10 protein-coding genes are annotated in these 16,626 nt (G+C 58.1%); 1 reads left to right on the top strand and 9 read right to left on the bottom strand.

Annotation, left to right across the window (positions count from 1 at the left end; translation table 11 throughout):
* Positions 1–156 precede the first annotated feature (156 nt).
* Positions 157–1,551, top strand: coding sequence for an MATE family efflux transporter (locus DFP98_RS35105; RefSeq protein WP_116065302.1), 1,395 nt, complete (start codon positions 157–159; stop codon positions 1,549–1,551).
* A 12-nt stretch (positions 1,552–1,563) separates the two neighbouring features.
* On the opposite strand, the gene DFP98_RS35100 is transcribed toward DFP98_RS35105, so the two are convergent.
* The 9 genes from DFP98_RS35100 to DFP98_RS35060 all read right to left on the bottom strand — a co-directional run bounded on the left by DFP98_RS35100 (position 1,564) and on the right by DFP98_RS35060 (position 16,285).
* On the bottom strand, positions 1,564–3,300 hold the full coding sequence (locus DFP98_RS35100) for a response regulator (protein ID WP_116065301.1): 1,737 nt from the start codon (positions 3,298–3,300) through the stop codon (positions 1,564–1,566).
* The gene (locus tag DFP98_RS35095; RefSeq protein ID WP_220377216.1) at positions 3,272–5,062 is read right to left on the bottom strand and encodes a sensor histidine kinase; all 1,791 of its coding nucleotides are present in this window, start codon (positions 5,060–5,062) and stop codon (positions 3,272–3,274) included. Before DFP98_RS35095 ends, DFP98_RS35100 begins: the two co-directional genes overlap by 29 nt.
* Before the next feature lie 105 nt (positions 5,063–5,167).
* On the bottom strand, positions 5,168–7,594 hold the full coding sequence (locus DFP98_RS35090; protein WP_116065299.1) for a GH116 family glycosyl hydrolase: 2,427 nt from the start codon (positions 7,592–7,594) through the stop codon (positions 5,168–5,170).
* Positions 7,595–7,827: 233 nt separating this feature from the next.
* The gene (locus DFP98_RS35085) at positions 7,828–8,193 is read right to left on the bottom strand and encodes a helix-turn-helix transcriptional regulator (RefSeq protein ID WP_116065298.1); all 366 of its coding nucleotides are present in this window, start codon (positions 8,191–8,193) and stop codon (positions 7,828–7,830) included.
* A gap of 10 nt (positions 8,194–8,203) precedes the next feature.
* A complete protein-coding gene (locus tag DFP98_RS35080; RefSeq protein WP_116065297.1) occupies positions 8,204–10,540 on the bottom strand; it encodes an apiosidase-like domain-containing protein in 2,337 nt (778 codons plus the stop codon).
* An 84-nt stretch (positions 10,541–10,624) separates the two neighbouring features.
* Positions 10,625–12,592 (bottom strand): glycoside hydrolase family 36 protein, encoded by a 1,968-nt coding sequence (locus tag DFP98_RS35075; RefSeq protein WP_116065296.1) that lies wholly within the window; start codon positions 12,590–12,592, stop codon positions 10,625–10,627.
* A 21-nt stretch (positions 12,593–12,613) separates the two neighbouring features.
* Complete coding sequence (locus tag DFP98_RS35070; RefSeq protein WP_116065295.1) at positions 12,614–13,507, bottom strand: carbohydrate ABC transporter permease; 894 nt, start codon at positions 13,505–13,507, stop codon at positions 12,614–12,616.
* Between the two features lie 11 nt (positions 13,508–13,518).
* A complete protein-coding gene (locus DFP98_RS35065; protein WP_116065341.1) occupies positions 13,519–14,442 on the bottom strand; it encodes an ABC transporter permease in 924 nt (307 codons plus the stop codon).
* Between the two features lie 70 nt (positions 14,443–14,512).
* Entirely contained in the window at positions 14,513–16,285 is a 1,773-nt protein-coding gene (locus DFP98_RS35060; protein WP_116065294.1) for an extracellular solute-binding protein, read from the bottom strand.
* Between the last annotated feature and the right edge of the window lie 341 nt (positions 16,286–16,626).

Genomic DNA, 16,626 nt, shown 5'->3' with positions numbered 1-16,626 from the left:
AGTATAAGGCAAATGAAGGGCCTGTAGTATGGCTCGGCAATAGGTGCGCAACATTTCGACAGAGTCATTGGGGCTCGTTTTTTTACAGAATCCGCACATTGGAGTAGAATACAGATATTCATAACAAGTCATAACAAGAAAAGCAGTGATCGAGCAATGAAGCGAACGGCAATGGCCTTAAGAGGACGAGCGGACCTCTTGCTGAATAAACATTTTACGGGAAGGTCGATGGATTACAAGCAAGTGTTCGGCATTACGCTGCCGATTTTCGTCGACACTTCCTTTATCGTTCTGATGAGCATTTTGAACACGGCGATGATCAGTTCCTCCGGCGTCTCCGCGATCAGCGCCGTCAGCACCGTGGATACTCTCAACATGTTTATGATCAGCATCTTCATCGCCATCGCGACCGGCGGAACGGTCATCGTCGCTCAGTACAAGGGCAGCGGGAATCACGCCCAGCTCTGCCGCGCGGCCGCGCAGGCGATCTCAGCGGTGACGTCCGTGGCTCTGCTGATCAGCATCGCGGTCATCTTATTTCATAAACAAACGTTGGGAATGCTGTTCGGCGGGGTAGAGGAGGACGTCTTTCACAAAGCGACGATTTTTCTCGTCGGAAGCTGTATTTCGTTCCCGTTTCTGGCCGTGCAGCAGGCTGTCGGAGGCGTATTAAGAGGCGTGGGGGACACAAAAGCGAGCCTGATCATCTCGGTGATCATGAACCTCGCTTATTTTCTGCTGAACTTCGTGCTTATTAAAGGCTTCGACATGGGCGTCGTCGGTCTCTCGATCTCTCTGATCGCGGCGAGGGCGATCGGCGCGGCCACTTCGTTCGTCTACCTGCTCAAATTCAACCATACTTTGCAATTTACAATGAAACGCCTGTTTAAGCTGGACGCGGGCATTTTGAAAAAAATCATGTTCATCGGACTCCCGTTCGCCGCCGAGCAAATGTTCTTCAACGGCGGCAAGCTGCTGACGCAGACGTTTATCGTTCAGCTCGGCACGCTGGCGCTAACTGCCAACGCCATTGCGGGCTCAATTTCCGGGCTGCTGCAGATCGGCGGCAGCACGCTCGGTATCGCAGTCGTCACCGTCGTCGGACAATGCATCGGAAGCAGGGACATTGAAGATGCGCGCAAATTCATCAAGTCGTTCCTCGGCTTCTCCGTCGTTCTTTTCTTGCTGCTTACGGGCATTATTCTGCCATTGTTCCCGGTGCTGATGCATCTGTACTCGGCTCCGCCCGAGATCGTCTCCGATATTTTCCTGCTGGTGCTGCTGATCTCCATCGCGCAGCCGATCATGTGGGCGCTGAGCTTCGTGCTGCCCTCCGCGCTACGCGCCGCCGGAGATTCGAAATTCACGTCGATCGCCTCGCTGCTGACGATGTGGCTGCTCCGGATCGGCCTGGGCTACGTTCTGGGCATTTCGCTTGGCATGGGCGTCATGGGCATCTGGCTCGCCATGGTCGCCGAGTGGGGCGTGCGCGGCCTCATCTTCGGCTTAAGGTTCAGAGGCGACAAGTGGTATCGGCATAAGCTGGTGTAGCCAACGCGGCCGTCATCGGTGGTCATCTGGGCCTGAAGAGGCGGCATGAAGATCGCGATACTGCTGCGGGCTCATTCCGAGCGCTTTGCGGAAAATCTTCGTGAAATACGGCGCGTATTCGTACCCGGACAGCTTCGCGATCTCGTAAACCTTGTAATCGGGTTGGCGAAGCAGCTCCATCGCCTTGCCCAGACGCGCCTCCTGAATATAGGCGTTCAGGTTAATGCCCGTCGCCTTCTTGAACAACCGGGAAAGGTAGGACGGATTAAGGCGGCTTAGTTCCGCAAGGACGACAAGCGACAGATCTTCTCCTAAATGCTCCTGTACATATTGCTGAAGGAATAGAATGACGGAATCGACCCGGCTGTCCTTCTCGCTCTGCCGCCAATCGAACAGGAGCTCGGCCAACTGACGCAAAACCTCTCCCGCCCGGTCCGGCGCAAGGGAGGGGTTATGAACGATTTTCGTGTCCGACTCTCGAAGGGAGTTCAGCTTATCCTCCATCTGCCAATCGTGAACGTGCGCGAGCAGCGCCAGTGAGAGCGGATAATAGACGCCCAGAGCGGCGTGTTGCTGGTCGGCTGCGATCGCATGCTCGGCGCTGCGGACGATTTCCTCAAGCAGCTCGAAAAAAGGCTTCCGTTGTCCCGATTCGAGCAAATTGCCCAGCAAATCCAGCTTCTTCACCTGCAGCAGCGCTACATCGTGCACTCTGGTCTTCGGCATGAAGGACGCGGAGTCCGCATAGCCGGCAATGCTTCCTCTGCCTTCGATCGCGGACAGGCCGGCGATCTCCTTCCTGAGCGCCGCCAACCGATCCGCGGCCTCCTCCCACCGCACTCGCCTGTCGTCCAGCAAAAAATGCACGGACACGCCGAGCGTCTCCTCGCACGTCTCCAACGCCAGCTCCAGATTGCCCTTCAGTTGGAATGCTTCGCCGCTTTCGTCCGACGGTACGGATGACGACCCAGACGAAGATTCGGACTCCGAAGCGAGCAGCGCATCTGACGGCGGCTTCGATTCGAATGCCGCCGGCTGCAGCAGCCATACGAGCGTGCCGTCCTCCCAGACGAGAAAGGCTTGGGCGTACTTGTCCCCCATATATCGTTCGAGAACAAGATTGATGCGGAAACCGTTCTCGTCCCGGTCGACATCGTCGCCCTCGTTGTCCGTAAGCTCCATGCGAGCAAGCAGCAGGCGAAGCTCGCGCCGAGGGTCCATCGGTAGCTCCAGCTGTTCGAATCGTCTAACGCGCCGCTCTTCCGTCATTCGCTCGCCGCGCAGAAGCTTGTACACCAGCTCTCTGTGCAGCAGCGGCAAGGCCAGCTTCAATTGGCGATCCGCCGTCGCGATCAAATCCTCCATCCGGTGGGTTTCATCGATCTCTGCAATCGCGCCTTGCACCATCTCCAGGATCGCCTCGTAGCCTTCCGTTTTCAGCAAATACCGCACGCCGTCATAGCGAATCGCCTCGTATACGTAGTCGAATGCATCATGTCCCGTCAGCAAAATCACCTTGCAGTACGGCCACCGCGCCTTGATCCACGATAGCAGCTTCAGTCCGGACATGCCTGGCATGCGAATGTCGGTAACGACGATGTCCATCTTCGTCCGCTGCAGCCAGCCGATCGCCTCGTCGGCGGAATAAGCCTTGTATACGTCCAGCTCCAGTCCCGACTCCAGCATCATGAACTCGTACAACCCGCTGACGATAAAAGGCTCATCGTCCACGATCAGCATCCGTTTCATTGTCGGCTTCCCCCTTCCCTTCCTCGATCGAGCAGATGACGATGCGAACCTGCAGCCCGCCTTCCCTCCCGTGCCGGAAAATCAACCCGCTCGCTTCGCCGAACTTGAGCCGCAGTCGGCGATGAATGTTCAGAATCGCGGTCGTCTCCGAGGCGGGCGCTTCCGACGTCAACCGTTCGTTCAAACGCGCGACGTCGGAATCGGCAAGAAGCGGCCCGTTATCCTCGACGACGATTTCCAGACCGATCTCCGATAGCAGGAACTCCACCGATAATCGTCCATCCGCCTTCTTGTCGGCCAGACCGTGCTCGAAGGCGTTTTCGAGTATCGGCTGCAAAATGAGGCGAGGAACGAGCAGATCGGCGCAGCTCGCCGGCAGCTCCTTGAAATCGACCGTCAATCGATTCCAGAAACGCAGACTCTGAATCTCGCAATAGGTTCGGGCATGATCCGCTTCGGCGCGAAGAGGCACGTCGTCCGCCGCATTGCGGGTAATGAACTGGAAGTAAGCGCCGAGCTGGCGGGTAAACTGCTTCACGTTGTCGTAATCCTCGCTCATCGCGAGGTTGTACAGCACGAAATACGTATTATAGAGAAAATGCGGATTGATCTGCGATTGAAGCTGCTTAAGCTCGGCCTGCTGGGTTAATATTTGCTGCTTGTACGCCTGATCGATCAACTGGTTCAAATTGCGCACCATGCCGTTGAAGCGCGTAAACACGAAGCCGTACTCGTCTTCGCGCCGATGCGTGATCTCTACGTTGAGATTCCCTTTCTCCATCTGCCTGAGCGCCCGAATCAGCCTGAGCATCGGCTGCTGGACGAACTTGAACGCCGACAGCATGGAGACAAGCACGATCAGGCCGGCCGCCAAGGAAAAGAGCAGGAACAGCCTCTGGATTCGGTCCGCTTTCTCCGTGAGCGCCTCCTCGCGAACGTATACCGCAAGCGTTGCGCCGAGATAAGAGGACGATTCGTAGACCGCGAAATAATTGCGCCCCTCGTGACGGAACGTCAAAGTCCCGCTTCCGGACAGGTCCGGGCGAGACTTGAGTGCCGAGCCGAACGCGGCGGCCAGCGCCTCGTCGGCCCCCGGCTGCGATACCAGGCTTTGGTCCGGCAGCAGCAGGGACGTTCCCCCGCCCGGACGTACGTCCATCTGCCCGAGCGAAGTGCGGATCCGTTCGATAGACAGCGTCGCGGTCAGCAGATGGACTTTTTTCTCCATGCGGTAACGCACGTCGAGCGGCAGCAGCGCGCGCAAATAAAAATCTCCGCGAAATTGCAAAAGCTGCGCCTTCGAGTCGGTCGATGCGGAATTGAAAAACGCCAGCGCCTCCTCGTCGACCTTCTCAAGCCCCCCGTTGGACGTGACGAACATGTCCGCGGAGGGGATGTAAGCGGTTGCGTTCTTGACGTACAGATTGCTGTTCTCCAGTACGAGCAGCCTCTGCTGCAAGCTGTTGACGGAGCGGTACAGGTCGTAGTCCGACAGCTCGGACACCCGGTTGGCGAGATCGGTTAGATTACTGTCGTACAGCGTGTTGTACAGCAGCGCATTGATCCGCTGGACCTCGGTATTGTAATTGCTGACGAAAAATCCGACCTGCGATCTCATCGAACGCTCCAGCTCTTCCTTGACGCTGCCGATTCCCCAGTTATAGATGAAAAAAGCGGCAAGGAAGAGCGGCGAGACGATCAGCGCGAAAGTAAGCATGAGACGGGTAAAAATTGACTTTCTCCATGTGAGAACGCTTTCCAAGTTGTCGTCTCCTTCTGTCCCGTTGGAATGGCCGCTTGCTTGCGACTGCCCGTTCATTATAGCAAAACGGCCATCCGAAATCGCTTATTTTTCGCTTGCTTCCGCCTACGCGAACGCAGCCTCGATCGTACCTTCCGCCGCCTCGACGAATGGGACGCCGTTCTTTCTGCCCGCTGTGCCGAAGCCGGTTGCGGTGGCGATAAAGCAGCGGAAATCTTCCGGCGTATCGCGGTTCATGTACAGCTTCTGCTCGACCGCGTCGTAACGGAGACCGTAGTAGGCCCCGAGCAAGGCGTACGAGGACATCGCCCGGCCATACCAGAGCCCGCACTCGTACTCCGCGAACGGATTGCGGACTCGTCCGTCGAACCGGTCGCGGCAGGCCCGCACGATGGCCAGCGCTTCGTCGCGCGCGCCGGTCACCAACAGATGTGAGGCGACCTGATATTCGATGCCGCTCCACACCTCGTGGCTGTATTGCAGCGGCAGTGTCGGCTCCCCGCCGCGCGGCCACGTGCACAGCAGCAGGCCGCTTTCGCCGCCGAGCGCGAAGCCGGGGCGCTGCGGATTAACGTGCTGCGATAAGTCCTTGCGGAAATTGTATTTGTATACGCTTAACAGATGGCTCTTCACCTTCTCCGGATCGAGAATGTCCCCTAGTCCGCATACGGCGGCGAGCCATGCCCCCAGCAGTCCGTCGGCGAGACAGCCCGTACCGTACTGATATTTCGGTCCCTCGCGCTTGAAAATCTCGTAGGCGTCCTCGGAATACTGGACGTTGCCCGCATCGTGGCCGAGCGACGGCAGCTCCGCCCGCAAGCCTTCCCACGTCGTCCGCTGCTCGAAGTATTCGCCGTTGAACAGCTCAACCTCCATATACGCCCTGCCCTTCTCGTACAGCTCCTTGTAGACGGAGCCGTCCTGTCCGAGCGCCTCGCACATAAGCGAAGCAGCCTTCAGGGCGCCGATGTAGATCGAGGAGCACATCGGGTCCGGTCCCCAAAACTCGATATCGTACGTATTATGATGCGGCTCCACGAGTACGCCGAGACGATCCGGGTCCCAAGCTTCCATGCAATAATGAAGGCTCAATTTCACTTGCGCCCACACGGAACGCAGCCATTCTAGGTCGCCGGAAATTCTCCATTCTCGGTATACCTTCATGACTCCGCCAAGCTGTCCGTCCGCCGCCGCATAATAATTATGAACGGTCGGCACGATCGGCAGCGGTAGCCGGAACGCCTGGTGTCCCGTCTCGTCCTGCCCTTCGTTCAGCTCGCTCTCCCGCATGCCGCGTTCCAGCTCGGAGAACAGATGAGGCAACCCCTGCGCATAGTTCCATACGTGCGTACAGGTGCCGTAACAGCTCCCCTCCGTATCGAAGCTGCCCTCCCACGCCCACAATCTGCCGTCCGGCTGGCGCATAACCGTCGGCGACTTCAGAATCGTCAGGTTACCGGCGACGGCCTCCAATATTTCGTCCGGAACGTCGGAACTATACAGGCTGTCGGAGAACAGCTCCGTGCGGCCGCGAAGCTCGTCGTAGCGATCCCGCCAGTACGCCTCCACTTCGCCAATCCCGGCAAACTTGCCGGCGTACCAAGGCTGATGCGTCATGTCCTCGAACCCTTCGACGTCCGGGCGGGCTTGGCCGTGCCTTTGATCCGTCCAAGGAACGTACCAGCACAGCCGCAGTCGAATCCGCTGCTCCTCGCCGGGCTGTAAACGCAGCCGGACGTACAGACTTCCGCCCGGTCCCGATCTTTCGCCGCCGTCCTCTTGCTCGCCGTAGGCCAAGCTTCCGCCCGCTTCGATGCTCTTCCACAGCATCGTCAACGCATCGAACCAGATCGGGCCGCGAAACCATTTCGTATGAACGACCGGGTCGGGCCGATCGACCGCGGCGCTAAACGCGCCCTCGAACCACATCTTCCCTTCCGCCGGAGCCTGCGACAGCGCGAAGCCGCCCTCCGTACGCCGCACCTCGGCGCCTCCTTCTCCCAAAGACATGAAATTGTACGCGTGGAACCCGTACGCCATGTCGACGGTTGTCCCGGATTCGTTCCTAAACGTATATTCGAGGCCCGCGACCGGAAGGCTCGAATTCGCGGTATCGGACGGGATGAACGGACCCCATCCCGTCAGCTCGACGCAGATCGGCAGGCTGTCGTCGTCCATTCGGACATGCCCGAAAGGAAACCGCGAGACGAAGGAGCATTCCTGCATCCGGGGGAGGCCGTATGGCCGTCCGTTCTGTCCGCCGGCCGCTCCGCCGTGCGGGCCGCTTCTGGCGTCGAATATTTTCCAGCTCGGCACCGGGCCTTCCAGCACTCTGGCTTCCGGTTTGTCTCCAAGCACCGTCACGGTCGAGAACAGGAACGGTTGATTGTGCAAATCCGGCTTGCCGCGCAAGGAAACATGCGACAAGGCCCCCGTCCCCTCCAGCCCGAGCATGCCCGCTCCGATGCCTCCAAGCGGATAGACGATCCGTTCGTGGCGGCCGTTCTCGTATGTGCCATTATACTTATTCATATCGTTTCTCTCTCCTAAGACGCCTACCCGGCTGCAAGTTGTTTGTTATCTATATAAGCGAACCAAGGAAACATCGAAGAGATGACCCAATGGAATGGAGAAAGGGAATGGCTTTGTCGCGAGTTTTGGCTTTGAGTTGCTGACCTCTACAGGTCTTATCGTTCAAAGCAACTCAAAACAACCTGTTTGAAGTCGGCAAAGCCATCCCTTTCGGAATGCAATGGGCTTCCCTTTCATTGGTTCAACCTATAGTACGAAGGCCGGCACTCGCCGAATCGCTTCGGCGAAAGGCCGACGCTCCTTTTGAATTTTTTGCTGAAATAATGAAGGTCGCGAAATCCGACGATCCGTCCGATCTCCGTTACCGTATGCTTTCCTTCCCGCAATAGCCGCTTGGCCTCCTCGATCCGCAACCCGTGCACGTATTCCAGAACGGTTCGCCCGGTATGCTGCTTGAACAGCGAACGAAGATAATTGGGCGAATGATGGACAAGCCCGGCCAGCTCGCCGATGTCGACGGGCCGACGGTACGCGCGGTGCAGATGTTCAAGCACGGCCGGTATGCAGCCGCCGCCGAGGGGATTGCCCTTGCCGTCCATGCTGTCGGGATCAGCGCGTGACAGAGACGACGATCGTCCGGCTTGCCGTCGTTCCCGCCCCGTTGCCCAGCTCGCATCGGTATTCGTATACGCCTGGCGATCTCCCGGCAATCGCCGTCACGGCCGATTGCGCCCCCGGCGTACGGGCCGTTAGCGTCTGTGTATCGACGAGAACCCCGTTCTCGTACAATCGGTACGTCTCGCCGTTCGTCCCCCACCACAGATTCATGCTCAATTCGAAGCTGCCGTCTCCGTCCCAATTGTTATGCGACAACATCGGTTCGCCGGGCTTCGCTTGCGTCACGACGACGGTATGAACCGGGCTTCGCGCCGTTCCCGAAGCGTTCGTCAGCTCGGCGTAGTAACGATAAGAACCGTCCGTTCTGCCTTGGATCTTCGTCGCGATCGACTGCGCCTGAGGCGAGCGGTCGGCCAATATTCGCGTATCGATCAGCACGTCGTTCTCGTACAGCTTATAGACCGTTCCGTTGTTGCCCCACCACATATTCGCCATTACGGTGTAATTCCCGCCTCTAATTCCCGTATCGCGACCGTTGTCGTCCGACAGCGCGGGCGTGCCCGGCGCCCCTGCCGGAGCGGCCTCGCTTACGACTTTCCGCACCAGCAGAACCCAGTCGTCCGACGTCGGCGGCTCCGGCACCGGAACCGTTCCCGCGATGTCCGCCTGCATATCGGACAAATTCGCGTAAACGCCGCTCTGCGGATCGAACCATTGCCGACTGTACGTCTCACCTGGGATAAGCTGCTGAACCGCGCCCGTATAAGCCGTCGTCCTTCTCGGTAGATACGCGACGACGACCGAGCGGTCGGCGTTCGACTTGTGCCCCGGCTTGTAAGCGTCCGTACCTGTCGGCGCTCCGGTCCAGACGATCGCGTTCGAATCGGGCTCCAATGTATGCCAATCCAGCGCCGTCATAAACTGCTTCATAAAAGCCAACTGCTTATCAGTCACGACAAAATCGATCGCTTCGTTCCAAGCGTATTCCGTGCCCGAATAGATGCAATTCGGATGAGTGTCGGTGTTCGTCCAGCAGGGGTACCAGATCCCCTGCGCGCTGGTCGCGAAGCCCGCGCTGCCGCCCATCTGGGACTGCCATGCCGCATGGCGCGTATACCAATCCGGATTGTCCCCGATTTTCTCGAAGTTCGCTTCCGTCTCCACGATCGGCCCCGGCGATCTGGCGTACAGATTTGCCCATGGGTCAGCATTGACGGGCGCCCCGTGGCCGATTTCGTTATTGACGTAATTGAACCAGTCCCCAGTGAAAAAGCCGTAGGTCGTGCCGTAAGGGCTGCCGGTCCAAAAATCCATATTGCTGTTCAGCCGGTCGTACGGATCGAGCTGGTGCAAATAATCGACGACCTGCTCGAAAATCGTCTTGGCGGCGACGTTGCCGGTATACTCTCCGGTCCACAGCACCTCCGTACCGGACAGCCAGTTGACCGGATAGGCGCCGTAACGGGCCAGAATATATCTCGTTATCCGTTTGTAATTGTCCAGTTCGGCGGCATCGTAGAAACCGGTGCTGAAGCCGGGGTTGTTAAAGGAAACGATAAGGCCGCTTTGCGCAAGATACTCCATCTTGCGATCGCCGTCGCGCCAGTAGTCGAGGTTCATCGTCGTGAAGGTGTCGTCGAGCCACGGACAAGCTTCTCCCGCGAAGCACCAGCCCGCCGGTATTTGCGCGAACGGCGACGTCTGCACTACATTGTATCCGCTAGCAACGTTGCGGTCCGTGATGCCCTTGAACTGCGAGTCGAAGCGCGAATCGTTCGAATCGTCGTAGCGTTCGCCCTTAAATATCCCCCAGCGGGTATAGCCAAGCCAGTAGAAAGGCGTTCCGTCCGTATACGTGATATAACGATCGTTGCCGCTCGGCTGCAGCGCCCAGCCGTGCTCGTAGCTGTCCAGCGTCCCGGTATAGGCGGTCACGTCAATCGTCCCCGTCTGCCCGTCCAGTCCCGTATCGCCCGGATTCGTAGAGGACGTCTCATAAGTCCACTCCCCGACCTGATTCGGAGCGAAGCGAATTTTCCAAGTCGAATCGCCGTCCCAGAAGCCGGGCATCGTCATTGTCGTCATATCCGGCGCCGTGAAGGTCGCCTCGACGTCCACGTCCTTGTAGGGATTGAGATAAGCGTCTTCGGCCGTCAATGTAATCTCGACCAGATTCCATTCCTCCACGGCAAGCGGCGAGGCGCCGCTCTCCTTGGCAAACCCGAGCAGCGCCAGCAGCGCCAGCGCGATCAGCGCCCCGGCTACAATGGCCTTCCGCCCCACGTCCCGTACGAATGCAAGCCTTGCGATCTTCCCGTTGTCCATCATTTCAATCCTCTCCCTTGACAATGGATTAACGTTCCTCGTTCGACAACCGTAATTCGCCTCGCTCTTGCCGGCTTCCGTGCCGCATTACCACATCCAGAGATTGGCAGCCTCTCCGTCCGGCGGGCTTCGCAGCGCGGCCAGATATAAACGGCTGCCGCGAGCCGAAAGCTTGACGAGCAGCTTTTCGATCGGCCCGCTTCCTGCGCTCCGGTCAGGTTCATGCTCCTGCTTCCAGGGCCGGACATACCATGCCTTCTCTCCGGTCAGCCGTTCCAGATCGTACTGCTCCGTCATCGGCTCGGAGGAAGGATTGAAGACAAATATCAGCGCCTTCCCCTCTTCCGGCCACACATGCGTAAACACAATCTCCCTACGGCCCTCGTGAAGCAGCGGCTGACGGGGGCGGACAGACCCGCCGCCCGGCGCGAGCATTCGAAACAGCTCGAGCCTGTCGGACGGAAGCTCGTGCAACGGATCGGAAGTATAGATCGCGCCGCCGGACACAGCCTGAAGCAGCGCGAGCGATTCCAGCTCCGAGCCATTCATATGGATATGGAAATCGCGCAACAGCACGGCGTCGGGATCGTTCTGCCACAGCAGACCGTTCATGTAGCTGCAGCCGGACACTTGCCGGATCATGTTCTCCGGCCCGAACGGCTTGCCGTTCCATTCCGCTCCGACATCGTCGCCGATCCGCATCGCATCGGCGTAGCCGACGAAGGGCAGGAACGGGGCGATGCATCCGATCCAATAGCTTTCTTCGCCGATTTCTTCGCGAATTGCTTCCAACAGTCCGCGGAAATACTGCACGGAAGTCAGCCCGGGCGTATGCCGCCTGACCTTCGCGCTGTCCTGGATGCCCCACAGCATGAAGTCGGTCTTGAACAGCAGTGCCCCTTGCCCGCGGAAGGCGCGAAATACGCCGCGTATATAATTCATCGCCTCCGGATGGCTCGTATCGAGCACATAGTATTCTTCGTCGGCATACCCCCAAGCCTTCGGCTCGTTATAGCAACGCCATTCGATCACGGGCAATCCGGCCGAGTCGCGCAGCACCCAATCCGGGTGTTCCCGGTACAGGTGGCTGCGGTTGCCGACCATAAACGGAGCGATCCAGATTCCGGGAGCGTACCCGCTGTCCGCGATATCGGCGAAGGCCGGGCCCAGCCCGTCGGGCCACAGCTCGTTCGATTCCAACCAATCGCCCGCGGAAGGAAAATAACCGGCGTCGATCTGAACGGCTTGCAGCGGAACGGAGGGGCCGAGCGACGAAAAGGCGGGCAAATATTCGCGCAGCAGGCGATGCGAGAAACGATGGTACCAGTAATACCACGAGCACCAATGATACGCCGGCTTCCGATGCGTCCTGGCGCCCATGGCCGCGCCGATCGAGCTGGCCGCTGCAGACAGCGCCGGCTCCAGATCCGTAAATCCCCTCAGAACAATGTCCGGCAGCCGAACTCCCGCTCCTTCCGCCAGCGGAACCCGCTCCATCCGAAAGCCCGCCGACAGCACCGTTTCTCCCTCTTCGCCGCCGAAAGTCTGAAGCCGATATCCGTGCACGTACGTATCGTGCTTATCCGCATAACAGTTCAAGTATTGGTCTTCGCTTCCCAGAACGGCCAATCCGTAGCTTTCCGTCCTGCCCGACGGCTGCTCCGCCAAGCGGTCCGCGGCGACCAGGCCGGTAGCCGCGCCCATGCCGAAGCCTTGGCGATAGACGGATCGGAACGATTCCGCCCTCGCTTGGAACAATGGATAGAACCAATGCGGAGCGGCCGGGAAGCCGTGCAGCTCGGACGAGATCGCCATCCCCGCGCCGTCCGTTGCATCCGCGATTCGAATCACGATCCGTCTGCTCTTTGTAGATGACAACCCCTCTTGACTGCCCAGCGTGTAGCTCGCCTGGCAATACCCGCTGCCTCGCGTCACTTCGACATGGACGGGACGCAGAGGCCGTCCGTCTACGCCCGGAAAGCAGTCGGTCAGCCGGATCCGTCCGGCCGCGATGTCGAAGCTTCCATCGTCGTACATGTTTACGTTAACTTTCATTGTCGCCCCCCTATCGCGCGCTCACTCTTTTACGCTGCCAAGGACGATTCCCTTGACGAAATATTTTTGAAGGAACGGATACAAGCACATGATCGGAAGCGCCGCCAGAAAAATCTGCGCAGCCTTAAGCGTCCTGTCGGACACCGCCATCAAGTTCGCCAACTCCTCCTTGCTCGCATGGGCGAGCGCGCTGGCGTCGAAGCTGACGACCTTCGTCTGCAAGTAGGTTTGCAGCGGATAATGCTCCGGCCTCTTCATTAGAATCAAGCCGTCGAACCAGGAGTTCCAGTGACCGACGCAGGTGAACAGCACGATCGTCGCCAGCGCGGGCTTTGACAGCGGAACGAGTATGCGCCATAGAATCGTCCAATGTCCGGCGCCGTCCACGAAGGCGGATTCCTGCAGTTCCTTCGGCAGCTGACGGAAGAAATTCAGCAGCAGAATGCAGTTGAACACCGGAACGGCTCCGGGCAGCACCAGCGCCCAGATTGAGTCCATCAGCTCCAGCTCGCGAATCGTCAAGTACCACGGAATCAGTCCCCCGCTGAACAGCATCGTGAAGAATAGAAACCACGCGTACCATGTCCGGTACCGGAATTCCCGGATTTCCTTGGACAGCGGATAAGCGACCAGAATCGTCAGAAACATGTTGATCAGCGCGCCGAGCGCGACTCTCTGCAGGGACACCCAGTAGGAAGACAGCAGCAGCTTGTCTTCAAAGGCGTACAGGTACGAACGGAATGTAAAATGGACGGGCCACAGCTTCACTGCGCCGGACGCCGCGTAGGCGCTCTCGCTGAGCGACACCGACAGCACGTTGACGATCGGCGCCACGCAGACGAGGGCGGCCGCAATCAAAAACAGGTGGTTGAATACGTTAAAGACGGATTCGGCTTTGCTTCGATGCACGATCATGGCCCCTTTCGTCAGAAAATTCTGTAATTTGCAAACCGGTAAGCGCACAGGTAGGAAACGACGATGAAGCAGGTCGAGACGACCGACTTGAACAGTCCTACCGCGGTGGCTACGCCGTATTGCGCATCGAGAAGGCCAAGTCTGTACACGAGCGTATCGAGAATGTCCCCCGTCCGATAGACGACCGGACTATATAAATTAAATACCTGATCGAAGCCGGCGTTCAGCACGTTGCCGAGACTGAGCGTCATCATAAGCACGATGATCGGAGCCATCCCGGGCAGCGTAATGTGCAGCGTCTGCTTGAACCGGCTAGCGCCGTCGCAGAGGGCGGCTTCGTACAAGGAAGGATTGATCGACGTTATCGCTGCCAGGTAAATGATTGTGCCGAAGCCGAACTCCTTCCAAACGTCGGACAGGACGAGCACGTACGGGAACATGCGCTCATTGCCGAGGAAAAAAATCGGCTCGATCCCGAACGTCCCAAGCAGGCTGTTCAGCAAGCCGCCGGAAGGGGACAGGATATCGATCATAATGCCCCCGAGAATGACCCAGGACAAGAAGTGCGGGAGATAGATGAGCGTCTGGATCGTGCGCTTGATCTTGTTTCCGACGATTTCGTTGAGCAACAGCGCGAACGCGATCGGGGCGATAAGCCCGGCGACGATCTTCATAAGCGAAATGTAAACCGTGTTCCACATGACCTGCCCAATACCGGGCATGTTCATGACGTATTTGAAATTATCCCATCCGACGAAGGGAGAACCGAAGAAGCCCTTGCTCGGATTAAAGCGTTCGAAGGCCAGCACGATCCCGACCATCGGCAAGTAGCTGAACAGAATCAGCAGCACGACCGCCGGCAGCATCATCAGATGCAGCGGGCCTTCCCGGATATGCCTTTTCCGTCTGATTGAAGTCGAAGAAGCTTCTGTCATCGTTATCATCCTTTAATTCCAAGTCGCGGGGGAGGAAAGGTGTCTCCTCCTCCCTCCGCCTATACTGTCGTTACTTTTGGCTGGCAGCCCATTCGTTGACTTCCGTCGTAATTTCCGCGCCTCCGAGGGAGTTCCAGTTTTGCACGAAGCTGTCGAACTGCTCGATCGGCGTTACGCCCATGATAAATTTCGTGTAATTTTCCAGCACCAGCTTCTCCAGCGTCGATTGCTTGGCGGTCATCGTCGGCGTCGGCGCGCCGTAAAATACCGGTTCGACGATTTGCCCCTTCTCGACGTATTCGTTGACGACGCTGTAGGCCCCGAACGGCCCGACCCAGATCCAGCCCGGCCAGTTCTCGGTTTTGACACCCCCGGCTTTGCCTTCCCCGCCTTCGCCGTCGAAGTTTTCCGTAAACTGCTTGAGATCGTTCTCGTTGCCCTGGTTCCAGGCGCTCAAGCTTTGAGGGTCTCTCGTTCGGCCGAATTCGACGATTCCGCGGTGGATCAGAATGTTCTGCTGCGGGTGGAAGACGGAGATCGGAGAGTATTTGTACTCGCTGTGAGATTCCTCCGGATAGTTCGGCCCGTTGTGGTACCGGGCGTCGTAGTTTTCGCTCATCGGGTTTTGCTTGTTCAGGAAGTAGTTCAAAATTTTGACGGCGGCCTCGGGAGTTTTCATCCCTTTCCGCACGACATAGAAGTTGCTGACGCCCAGCACGTTCTCCGCCGTAACGGTTCCATCGACGGAAGGAATGGCGTACGGCCTCCAATCGGCTTGCGGATTTTTCTTGACCGCGTCCGGCAGCGGCAGGAATGCGTTCCAATGCTGGCCGTAGAACATCCCGATTTTCTCCGAGACGACCGATTCGCTCACCTTGCCGCCGTCCTTGACGGCGAAATCCTTCTCGATGTATCCGGCTTTGTACATGTCAGCCAGCTTGCCGAGCGCCGTTTTCGCTTCGGGCTGCACGTAGCCGAGAATGAGCTTGCCATCGCCGTCCTTGTTCCACAGCAAATTGCCCGGCATCCCGGTCACGGCATGGTAGCCGTTGAAAAATCCATTCAACACGTATTGGCCCCCGAACAACTCCTTCTGCAGCCCCAGTCCGTACGTGTCCTTCTGTCCGTTGCGGTCGGGATCGCTCTCCGTGAACGCCTGGGCGATCGCGTACAAATCGTCCATCGTTTTCGGAGGCTGCATTCCGACATTGTCGAGCCAATCCTTGCGAACCCACAGCACCGGAGCAGAATCGAGCGCGCCGTTCATCGCCGGAATCGCCAGCAGCTTGCCGTCGAACGTAGCCTGCTTCAGGCCGATGCCGCCGTCCGACGTCATGAGCTTGTCCGTGAGCTCGGACTTGTACGCCTCGTATGCGGCAGTCAAGTCCTCGACCATGTCGTTGTCGACGAGCTGTTTAAGCTGCACCGCGTTGACGAGCGTAATATCGGGAAGATCGTCCGAAGCGATCGTCACGTTCAGCTTCTGCTCGTACTGATTGTCCGGAACGAGCCATTCCACCTTCAGCTTGACGCCCAACTCCTGCTCCAGCCCCTGCGTCCACAAATTATTGTCGATCGACTCTCCGGCCGGAAATTTCATCGATCCGTCGTCCAGCGATTTAACGGTCGTAATTTCTATCGGCGGATCGAACTTGCCGAGCGGCTCCCCCTTCTCCGGGGCCGCCCCCGAAGGGCTCGCTGTTTCTGTGCCAGCGCTTTCATTGGATTGGCTTGACGTGCCCGCCGGTTCTTCGTTCGATCCGCTGCAGGCCGCCAGCGCCGTCGCCAGCGCAAGCGTCGTTGCAAGCAGGCCCGCAGGTCTCTTCCATTGTCTATTTCCCATGCTTCTCCCCCGTTGCCACTTTATTAGAGCACCCGCACTAAATGTAAGCGCTCTATGGAAATTTATTATGATTCATCGGAAGCGTTCTGCAAACGCATAACCTTTTTACCCGCTTATAGTTTTTTTACCTTCAAGGCCGAATGGTGATCTAATCGGTCCAATAAATAGGCTGTTCGTCGTCACACGCCAGCTTTAGATGAAATTCCGTACAGGAACCCATCCCTCTTCGTTTATTCGAAGTCAAGTCTCCACAGCCCCCTAATTCAGTTGGAGTCCTCCACCACGAAAATGTACACTTAGTACATGAGGAGGATGAGCGCAGTGGGAAAAATGTCTGAACA

This window comes from Cohnella phaseoli, from assembly GCF_003386235.1.
GTDB classification, from domain to species: Bacteria; Bacillota; Bacilli; order Paenibacillales; family Paenibacillaceae; genus Cohnella; species Cohnella phaseoli.
Note: the sequence above shows the minus strand (reverse complement) of the source record. Positions and strands in the feature narration are given on the sequence as shown.